Annotated in this window: 8 protein-coding genes; 7 read left to right on the top strand and 1 reads right to left on the bottom strand. The window is 70.6% G+C overall.

Annotated elements, in window-relative coordinates:
- Positions 1–183: 183 nt before the first annotated feature.
- Positions 184–1,752: a glycosyltransferase family 2 protein gene (locus H5T77_RS19495; protein ID WP_292652051.1), complete on the top strand. Its 1,569-nt coding sequence runs from the start codon at positions 184–186 to the stop codon at positions 1,750–1,752.
- Between the two features lie 161 nt (positions 1,753–1,913).
- On the opposite strand, the gene H5T77_RS19490 is transcribed toward H5T77_RS19495, so the two are convergent.
- Entirely contained in the window at positions 1,914–2,960 is a 1,047-nt protein-coding gene (locus tag H5T77_RS19490; RefSeq protein ID WP_292652050.1) for a class I SAM-dependent methyltransferase, read from the bottom strand.
- 196 nt (positions 2,961–3,156) lie between these two features.
- Between H5T77_RS19490 and H5T77_RS19485 the strand changes: the two genes are divergently transcribed.
- From H5T77_RS19485 to H5T77_RS19460, 6 genes are all read left to right on the top strand, one after another.
- Positions 3,157–3,495, top strand: coding sequence for a P-II family nitrogen regulator (locus H5T77_RS19485; protein WP_292652048.1), 339 nt, complete (start codon positions 3,157–3,159; stop codon positions 3,493–3,495).
- A gap of 84 nt (positions 3,496–3,579) precedes the next feature.
- Complete coding sequence (locus tag H5T77_RS19480; protein WP_292652046.1) at positions 3,580–3,918, top strand: P-II family nitrogen regulator; 339 nt, start codon at positions 3,580–3,582, stop codon at positions 3,916–3,918.
- 20 nt (positions 3,919–3,938) lie between these two features.
- Positions 3,939–6,152 carry a [protein-PII] uridylyltransferase gene (locus H5T77_RS19475; RefSeq protein WP_292652044.1) on the top strand — a complete coding sequence of 738 codons (2,214 nt, stop codon included), beginning with the start codon at positions 3,939–3,941 and terminating at the stop codon, positions 6,150–6,152.
- A 159-nt stretch (positions 6,153–6,311) separates the two neighbouring features.
- Positions 6,312–7,874 carry a signal recognition particle protein gene (ffh, locus tag H5T77_RS19470; RefSeq protein ID WP_292652042.1) on the top strand — a complete coding sequence of 521 codons (1,563 nt, stop codon included), beginning with the start codon at positions 6,312–6,314 and terminating at the stop codon, positions 7,872–7,874.
- An 87-nt stretch (positions 7,875–7,961) separates the two neighbouring features.
- Positions 7,962–8,324 carry a hypothetical protein gene (locus tag H5T77_RS19465; protein ID WP_292652040.1) on the top strand — a complete coding sequence of 121 codons (363 nt, stop codon included), beginning with the start codon at positions 7,962–7,964 and terminating at the stop codon, positions 8,322–8,324.
- Between the two features lie 166 nt (positions 8,325–8,490).
- On the top strand, positions 8,491–10,194 hold the full coding sequence (locus H5T77_RS19460) for an FHA domain-containing protein (RefSeq protein ID WP_292652038.1): 1,704 nt from the start codon (positions 8,491–8,493) through the stop codon (positions 10,192–10,194).
- The last annotated feature ends 2 nt before the right edge of the window (positions 10,195–10,196 follow it).

The raw sequence follows: 10,196 nt of genomic DNA, 5'->3' as shown, positions 1-10,196 counted from the left end.
CTAAGCCGAGAGTGGCCCATAGGCCACGCTCGGCTTCACAACCCGGGAAGCACGCGCTCACCAACACCGCCAGCCGGCCTCGGTGAACCCTCCGTGAAGCCCGGATGCCGGCCAGGTTGCCAACCTCCGCGCCTCCCGTGTCGGGTTCCGCGAACCGCTGGGCGGGGTCATAGGCTGAAGCCCATGCCATCGCCCCGGGTATCGCTGATCACCGCCGTCTACAACCCGCCCGCCGATGCCTTCGAGGACACGATCGCGTCGGTCCTCGGCCAGACGTACGCGGACTGGGAGTGGATCCTCAGCGACGACCGCTCGCCGGATTCCTGGGTGCTGCCTCGGCTGCGCCAGCTGGCCGCGACCGAGCCGCGGGTGCGGATCGTCGAGCGTGCCGAGAACGGCGGGATCGTGGCCGCGTCGAACTCGTCGCTGGCCGAGGCGACCGGTGAGCTGGTCGCCCTGCTCGACCACGACGACGTGCTCGAGCCGAACGCGATGGAGAAGATGGTCCGCGCCTACGACCGGTTCGAGGACCTCGACTACGCCTACAGCGACCAGGACCTGATGAGCGATGCGGGCGAGCTCCGCGACGCCTACTACAAGCCCGAATGGTCCCCCGAGCGGCTGCGCCACCACAACTACTGCACCCACTTCTCGGTGTTCCGCCGCTCCGTCGTGGAGGAGGCCGGCGGCTTCCGAGAGGGGTTCGACGGCTCCCAGGACCATGACCTCGTGCTGCGCGTCAGCGAGCGGGCGCGGCGTATCGTCCACGTCCCCGGCGCGCTCTACCACTGGCGTCAGGTGCCCGGGTCGGCCGCCGCCGACAACCACGCCAAGCCGTACGCCTGGGACGCCGGCGTACGCGCGGTGCAGGGTCAGCTGGACCGGCTGGGGATCCGGGCGACGGCCGCGCGCGGCGTCTCGCCCGGGCTCTACCGCGTCGAGCGGGAGCCCGACCTGGACACTCCGGTCAGCGTGATCATCCCGACCATCGGGACCAGTGCGATCGTGTGGGGCTCGATGCGCGCGATGGTCGTCGAGACCGTACGCTCCGTGGTCGCCTCCACCAAGCACCGCGACGTCGAGTTCGTGATCGTCTACGACACCCCGACCCCGGCGCCGGTCCTGGACGAGCTGCGGGCGATCGAGGGTGCCGACATCAAGCTGGTCGAGTTCACCGAGAAGTTCAGCTTCAGCGCCAAGTGCAACGTCGGCGCCGCGCATGCGCGCGGTGACGTGCTGATCTTCCTCAACGACGACATGGAGGCCTACTCCGACGGCGTCATCGAACAGCTGATCGCCCCGCTGCGCGAGCCCGACGTCGGGATGACCGGGCCGAAGCTGCTCTTCGAGGACTTCCGTATCCAGCACGCCGGGCTGGTCTACGGCAGCGGCACCATCACGCACGCCTACTACCGCGCGCGCCCCGAGGAGCGGGGCAACCACGGCGAGCTGCACATCAACCGGGAGACCTCCGCGCTCACCGGCGCCTGCGTCGCGATGCGGCGGGAGGTCTTCTTCGAGGCCGGCGGGTTCAGCGAGCGCCTGCCGATCAACTACAACGACGTCGACCTGTCCCTGAAGGTCCGCCGCTCGCTCGGCCTGCGGCTGGTCTGGCTCCACGACGTCGTCCTCTTCCACTTCGAGTCGGTCAGCCGCGACAACGCGGTCCACGACTGGGAGAAGGACTTCATCAACAACCGCTGGGGCAACTACCAGCAGGTCCGCGAGGGCTACTCCAACGGCGTGCGCTGACCCGGCGCATCTGTCTCGTCTGTAGTCGCCGAGTCGGCGCGAATTGACCAGAATCCTCGCCGAGTCGGCGCGTTGTGACGAGCCGACTCGGCCGAGATCTTGGTCAGGACGAGCCGGCTCGGCGCCGAATCTCGGGACAGTTGCGCCGAGTCGGCGGTCGCTCAGCCCTGGGCAGCGCGGCGGAGCCGGCGGATGACCCGGCGGCAGAAGTTCCGCACCGGGTGGCGGGTGGCGTACGTCAGGTCGGCCTCGAGGCCGGCGACCCTGCCGCGCAGCCGCTCGATGCGCTCGCGGCGGCGCCGGTTGACCTCGCGGGCCTCGCGCAGCTGCTTGGAGAGGGAGCCGACCCGGGCCTGGGCCGAGTTGGCGGAGGCCTGGATGCCGAGGATGTGGTCGCGGGTGGCCAGCCGGGAGCGGGTGGCCTCCTCGAACCTCCTGGTGTGGACGTCGCGGACCCTGACCTCGTCGGCCGGGGCTGCCTGGACGAGCTCGGGCGGGGCCGGCGCGAGCTCGCCGTCGGCGAGCGGGCGGGCGGAGAGCTGGAACTGGTAGACCAGCGCGTCGGGCTGCTGGCGCACCCACTCCACGGCCACGTCGGGCAGCGGCGCCGGGTCGACCGCGACCTCGACGTTGAGCGGGTCGGCGGTGGTGCCGCGCAGGTCCTCGACGGCGTAGCCGGCCTCGGCGAAGAGCGCGAGCAGACCCTCACGGGAGTAGAACTTGATGTGGGTGCGGTCCAGGAGGCCGGTGTCGGTGGTCTGCCAGCGGCCCTGGAGCAGGGCGAGGCGGACCGAGCCATGGGTCACGTTGGGGATCGAGATGACCACCCTGCCCTCCGGGGTGAGCAGGTCGCGGGCCTGCTCGAGCGCGGCCCGCGGGTCGGTGAGGTGCTCGAGGACGTCGGCGAAGATCACCACGTCGAAGGAGCCGGGCTCGACGAGCTCGGTCAGCGGCGTCGCGTCGAGATCGGCGACGACCACCTTCTCCAGGACCTTCTCGGCCAGGCTCGCGGCCTCGCGGTCGAGCTCGATGCCGGTGACGGTGCACCCGCGCTCGGTGAGGATCCGGCCGACCTCGCCGGTCCAGCAGCCGACATCGAGGACCAACTTCTCGCTGCCCGCCGACGGGGCCGACTCAGCCAGGTCGAGGACCTGCACGTGGCTGGTGTTGCGGTGATCGAGGTCGATCTCGACGGCGTAGTGCGACATGCGACGAGGGTAGCGACCTTTGGCTGCGCCACGCGGGTCCGGCACGGGTGATTTGTCGGGTGTTTCTATGCTTCGGCGACGTACAGGGAAACGCTCCGTTACACGCTGGAGACAGACGTGTCGGGGTGTCGAAACCTCTCCGGGTGAGGGTGGCAGCGAAGATGGCAGGATCGACGACCTCTGGAGGCGCCCGCTCGTGAAGCTCGTGACGGCAGTGATCAAACCCCACAAGTGGGAGGACGTGCGCGAGGCCCTGGAAGGCTTCGGCGTGACCGGGATGACCGTCTCCGAGGTCTCCGGCTACGGCCGGCAGAAGGGTCACACCGAGGTCTACCGCGGTGCTGAGTACGACGTCGCCCTGGTGCCGAAGATCCGCATCGAGATCGTGGTGGACGACCAGGACGCCGAGGACGTCGTCGGGCTCGTCGTGAAGTCGGCCCAGACCGGACGGATCGGCGACGGGAAGGTCTGGCTCAGCCCGATCGACTCCGTCGTCCGCGTACGGACCGGTGCGCGAGACGTCGAGGCCCTCTGATCGCCGGTCGGCGCCGGTCCACCGGCTCGCGACCATTAGGCTTCGTCCGAGTGTCGGTCCGTCGAATCCCACCGGAGGAGAGAAATGAAGCTCGTCACCGCAGTGATCAAACCCCACAAGTGGGAGGACGTCCGCGTCGCCCTCGAGGCTGTCGGTGTCACCGGCATGACCGTCTCCGAGGTCTCCGGCTACGGCCGGCAGAAGGGTCACACCGAGGTCTACCGCGGTGCTGAGTACGACGTCGCGCTGGTGCCGAAGATCCGCATCGAGATCGCCGTGCCCGACGAGGAGGTCGAGTCGGTGGTCAGCGCCATCGAGACCTCGGCGAAGACCGAGCGCATCGGTGACGGCAAGGTCTGGGTCTCCCCGCTGGAGACCATCGTGCGGGTACGCACCGGCGACCGCGACGACAGCGCCATCTGAGATCCGCGCCAGGGGGTCGGGTGAGCGCTGAGGGCCGGGCGGAGCGCACCGCCGCGGCCGACGCGCAGTGCATCGAGGCGTACGCCGCGGCGGGCGGCCCCGAGGTCGGGGTCGCCCTGGTCGCGGTCGGAGGGTACGGACGAGGGGAGCTCGCGCCCTTCTCCGACTGGGACCTGGTCCTGGTCCACGACGACGCCGTCTCGCCGGGGTCGGTGGCCGAGCAGGTCTGGTATCCGCTCTGGGACGCCGCGCCGAAGCTCGACCACTCGGTGCGCTCGTTCTCCGAGATGCTCGAGGCCTCGACCGGTGACCTCCGGGTCGCCCTCGGTCTGCTCGACATCCGGCACCTGGCCGGCGACCGCGGGCTCGTGCTGCGGCTGCGTACGACGATGCTGGCGCACTGGCGAAAGCAAGCCCGCGCGCTGCTGCCCGAGCTGCGGACGATGAGCATCGAGCGTCACCGGCGCGCCGGCGAGCTCGCGCACGCCTCGGTGCCGGATCTCAAGGAGATGTACGGCGGGCTGCGGGACGCGGTGGTGATCAAGGCGATCGTGGCGACCTGGCTGATCGACGTGCCGGCGGTCGACCTGGAGAGCTCGCGCCGGGCGATGCTCGACGTGCGGGACCACGTGCAGGAGATGGCCGGCCGGTCCACCGACCGGGTCGTGCCGGAGATGTGGGACCAGCTTGCCGAGCGGCTCGAGCTGGCCGACGGGCGCATCGCGCAGGCCCACGTACGCACCATCGGCCGCCGTCTCACCCATCTGTCCCGGCTGGCCTGGCGGCGGGTGGACGGCGTCCTGGAGCGCTCGCGCCCCGGTGCGCCGCGCCGCCCGCGGCTCGCGCCGCTCGGCCACGGCCTGGCGCTGGCCTCGGGCGAGGTGGTGCTCGCGCCGGGGGCTCGTCCGTCGCGGGACCCGCTGATGCTGCTGCGGGCCTCGGCGCTGGCCGCCGAGCACGGCGTCGCGCTGGCGCCGCCGACCGCGGCACGACTGGCTCGGGAGACCCCGGCGCTGCCCGATCCGTGGCCGGAGGAGGCGCGTCGCCTCTTCGTGCGGCTGGTGGGCGCCGGGCGCGGGCTGCTCGCGGTCTGGGAGACCCTGGAGGAGACCGGCGCGGTCTCGCGGATCCTGCCCGAGTGGGAGCGGATCCGGCTGCTCCCGCACGCCTCGATCATCCACCGCTTCACCGTCGACCGACACACCATCGAGACCTGCATCGAGGCGGTCGCGCTGCTGCCGCGGGTGGCCCGTCCCGATGTGCTGCTGGTCGCGGCGCTGCTCCACGACATCGGCAAGGGCTCGCTGACCGAGCACTGCGTCGCGGGCGAGCCGATCGCCCGCCGGGTCGCCACCCGGATGGGCTTCCCCGACGACGAGGTCGCCCTGATCTCGCTGCTGGTGCGCCAGCACCTGCTGCTCTCGACGACCGCGACCACGCGTGATCCCGACGACCCGGCGACGGTCGATCTCGTGGTCGACACGATGGGCGAGGCGGAGGCGCTCGCGCTGCTCACCGCGCTCACCGAGGCCGATGCGCGTGCGACCAGCGCCCAGGCCTGGACCAGCTGGCGGGCCCGTCTCGTCCTCGACATCGCCCGCCGGGCCGCGCGCGCCCTCGACACCGGCATCGCGGCGGGGGAGCGGCCGCAGGCCACGGTGGAGATCCCCGAGAGCGTACGTTCGGGCTCGATCTCCTTCCGTGCCGAGCCGCTCGCCGACGGCGCCCGAGTCTGGGCGATCGCGCCCGACCGGCTCGGCCTGCTCGCCGATCTGGCGGCCACCTTCGCCGTCGCACGGCTCCCGGTGCGAGCGTGTCGTGCCTGGTCGCAGGGAGGGTTCGGGGTCAGCGTGTGGGACCTCGACGACTCCTATGTCGACGCCGCGGTGCTGCGTACCCGCTTCTCGGCCATCACCGAGGGCCGCCTCGACCCGGCTGCCCGGCTGGCGCCGAGCGCGGCCGCGCGGGGGAGCGAACCCTCGATCGAGGTGCGTCCCGAGGCCTCCAGCAAGGCAACCGTGCTCGAGGTGCGCACCATCGACCGCCCCGGCGTCGTCTACACCGTCGCCGCCGCGCTGGCGCGCATGGAGATCGCCGTCCGCTCCGCCCACATCTCCACCCTCGGCCCGCAGGCCGTCGACGTGTTCTATCTCCAGGAGGCCTCGGCCGGCGCCCTCGCCGAGCGGCGGGCGGCCGAGGCGGCCCATGCGGTGCGCGCGGCCCTCGAATGCTGACCGAGGTAACTCGGTGAGCGTGCGCTTCCTTCGTGGAGCTCCACGAAGGAAGTGAGCCCTGACCGAGGTACCTCGGTCAGCATTCACCCTGCCGGATGCCGTGCGGCGTACAACTGTTCGTTAGTCTTGGCAGGACAACCACTCTGCTGAAGGACCGCTTTGTTCGCCACGCTCTCCGACCGGCTCGCCACGACGTTCAAGAACATCCGGGGCAAGGGCCGTCTCACCGATGCCGACATCGATGCCACCGCTCGCGAGATCCGGATCGCGCTGCTCGAGGCCGACGTCGCGCTGCCGGTGGTGCGCGAGTTCGTCGGCCGGGTCAAGGAGCGGGCGCGCGGCGAAGAGGTCAGCCAGGCGCTGAACCCCGCCCAGCAGATCGTCAAGATCGTCAACGACGAGCTGGTCACGATCCTGGGTGGCGAGACCCGGCGGCTGCGCTACGCGAAGACCGGCCCGACCGTCATCATGCTCGCCGGTCTGCAGGGTGCCGGTAAGACCACCCTGGCAGCGAAGCTCGCGCTGTGGCTGAAGGAGCAGGGCAAGACGCCCCTGCTCGTGGCAGCCGACCTGCAGCGGCCCAACGCGGTCAACCAGCTCCAGGTCAACGGTGAGCGCGTCGGCGTCCCCGTTTACGCGCCCCAGCCCGGCAACGGTGTCGGAAACCCTGTCGATGTGGCTCGTGACGCTGTCGAGGAGGCCAAGCGCAAGCTCCACGACGTCGTCATCGTCGACACCGCCGGCCGCCTCGGCATCGACGAGGAGCTGATGAAGCAGGCCGCCGACATCAAGGCGGCGGTCAACCCCGACGAGGTCCTCTTCGTCGTCGACGCGATGATCGGTCAGGACGCGGTCAACACCGCGCAGGCCTTCCTCGACGGCGTCGGCTACGACGGCGTCGTCCTCACCAAGCTCGACGGTGACGCCCGCGGTGGCGCCGCGCTCTCGATCGTCGAGATCACCGGCAAGCCGGTCATGTTCGCCTCCAACGGCGAGAAGATGACCGACTTCGACCTGTTCCACCCCGACCGGATGGCCGGCCGCATCCTCGACATGGGCGACATGCTCACCCTGATCGAGCAGGCCGAGAAGACCTTCGACCAGGAGCAGGCCCAGCAGGACGCGGCCAAGATCGCGACCGGCGAGTTCACGCTCGAGGACTTCCTCAAGCAGATGCAGCAGCTGCGCAAGCTCGGCTCGATGTCGAAGCTGATGGGCATGCTGCCGGGGATGGGCCAGTTCCGCGACCAGCTCGACAACTTCGACGAGCGCGAGATCGACCGGATCCAGGCGATCATCCAGTCGATGACCCCGGCCGAGCGCGCCAACCCGAAGATCCTCGACGGCTCCCGCCGCGCCCGCATCGCGAAGGGCTCGGGCCGCCAGGTCTCCGACGTCAACCAGCTCATCCAGCGCTTCACCGAGGCGTCGAAGATGATGAAGCAGCTCGCCTCCGGCGGCGGCATGCCCGGGATGCCCGGCGCGCCCGGTGCCGGCTTCGGCAAGCGTGCCGGTGCCAAGCAGGTCGCCCAGAAGAAGAAGGGCAAGGGCGCGCGCAAGTCCGGCAACCCGGCCAAGGCCGCCCAGCAGGCCAAGGCCGACGCCGAGAAGAAGCCGGCCGCCGCCAACCCGTTCGGGATGCCGGGCGGCGAGGACGTCGACTACGAGAAGGCGGCCGCCGACCTCAACCTGCCGGCGGACTTCTCCAAGTTCTTGAAGTGACCCGCCTCGGCCATTTCCGCGCACATGCGCGGATGTTGCAGGAGGCCCCGGCAGCCTCGCGGTGAGCCGGCACTTATCCTTGGCCGCATGGCAACGCTTCTGGTGGTCGACGGCGCCAACGTCGTCGGCGCCCGCCCGGATGGCTGGTGGAAGGACCGCGCGGGGGCTGCCCGCCGGCTCCACGAAGCACTGCTCGTGGCCGACCTCCCGCACGACCAGGTCGTCCTGGTCCTGGAGGGACAGGCCAAGGGCGGCGTACGGCCGGGCAAGGACGCCCACGTGCGCACCGTGCACGCCCCCAAGGACGGCGACGCCGCGATCGTCGAGGTCGTCCGGGAGGCTGTCGGCAAGGGGGACCGGGTGACGCTGGTGAGCGCTGACCGGATGCTGCAGGCGCGCTGTGGCGGGGCGACTGCGCTGGGTCCCAGCTGGCTGCTCGACCAGATCTGAGTCGGCGCACGGGAGCTGTTCGACGTCGCCGATAGGCGCTGGGACCCGCCGTTTGCCTTCGGACACGGTCTCGGGACGGCGGCTGGACGGAGCTGGTCGGGTGCGAGTTCGCCGAATCTTCGATTCGCGACGCGGGGATCGGGCCATTTCGGTGCATGATTCGTCCATGCAGACGCTTCGCGTAGACGTATCGGGACGTGCGCTCAGCTTCCCGCCCGACAAGATCGTCCGTATCGGGCGCTCGATCGATGCTGACGTGGTGCTCGCGTCCACCTCGGTCTCGCGTGCTCATGCGGAGCTTCGTCCGGATCCTTCCGGATGGAAGCTGGTCGACGTGGGCTCCGCCGGAGGGACGTACGTCGACGGGAACCGTGTCTCCGAGGTGCCGTTGAGGGGAGCGACTCAGATCCAGCTCGGCCCGGCGGGACCGGGCTCGACGATCACCGTCACCCTCGACGACGCCCCGGTGGCAGCTGGAGCGCCGCCTGCCCAGGCCCCGGCGCCGCCCCCGCCGCCGGCGATGCCGGGCGCGACAGCGGCTCCGCGTCCAGCCGCGGCGGTGCCGCCACCGCCGCCGGGCAACCTGCCGCCCTCGAGCCACGCGGCCACCCAGGACATCTCCGAGATGACGATCGTCCCGGGGATGTCCCGTCCGGCCGCCCCCGGCCAGGCGCCGACTCCGCCGAGCGGACCTGACCTGCTGCTGGTGGCCGAGGGCAAGGAGCATCGCTTCCGCCACCCGGACACGGTGACCATCGGCCGAGCCGCGGACAACTCGGTCGTGCTCGAGGACCAGGGCGTCTCGCGCCAGCACGCCCGCCTGGTGGCCAAACCGGGCGGCTGGACCTTCGAGAACGGCTCTCAGACCGGCTCGTTCCTCAAGGGGAAGCCGCTGGTCCGGGAGGAGATCGACGAGGAGACCGAGATCCGCCTCGGGCACCCGGTCGCCGGCGAGATCCTCAAGGTCATCCCCATCTACGCGGCCGAGGTCGAGGTCGCTCGCGCGGCCGCGAAGCGCCGCAACAAGCTCCTGATGTGGGGCGGGATCGGGGCCGCGGCCGCGGTGGTGGTCATCGGGCTGGTGGTGGCGATGTTCGTGGTCCCCGGCGGTGACTCGGCCGCCCAGGACACCGGCCTGACCAAGGACGAGCTCAACAGCGCGCAGCGGGCGGCCGTCTGGATCACCTACGCGCCGACCGAGAACACCATCGCGATGGGATCCGGTTCGATCGTCACCGAGGACGGCAAGATCCTCACCAACGCGCACGTCGCCGACCCGGCGAAGATCCCGGAGTACGCCGCCAGGGGCGAGGTCTCGCCCGACGTCGTCAACATCCACATGACCGACCCGGCCGAGGGCTACAAGGTCGGCGAGCCCGACTATGTCGCCAGGGTCATCGAGTCCGACGGCGAGGTCGACAGCGCGGTCGTGCAGATCATCGCCGACGGCAACGGCGACCCGGTGAACCCGTCCTCGCTGGACCTGCCGACGATCTCACTGGGCGACTCCGACGCGGTCGACCGCGGCGACTACATCGCCACGATCGGGTTCCCGATGCTGCCGAAGGAGAGCTTCGCGGACAAGAAGGGCGTGCTCTTCCAACCACCGACCGTCGCGGAGGGCAACGTGGCGACCATCCTCTCCTTCGAGGGAGAGGAGCGGGCCGTCTTCGACGTCACCGCCCGCATCTCCAGCGGCAACTCCGGTGGCGCCGCGGTCAACGACGACGGTGAGCTTGTCGGCGTACCGACCTCCATCGGCTGGGACGAGAGCAACGTCGTCACCGGCCAGGTCATCCCGCTCGCCCAGCACTTCCCGATCCTCGAGGCGGCCGGGGTGAAGGTTCCTGCAGGGTTTGGCTCGAAGTAGGT

It is taken from the genome of Nocardioides sp. (assembly GCF_014360585.1).
In the GTDB taxonomy this organism is placed as follows: domain Bacteria; phylum Actinomycetota; class Actinomycetes; order Propionibacteriales; family Nocardioidaceae; genus Nocardioides.
The sequence above is the reverse complement of the archived record's forward strand: the minus strand, read 5'-3'. Positions and strand labels throughout refer to the sequence as shown.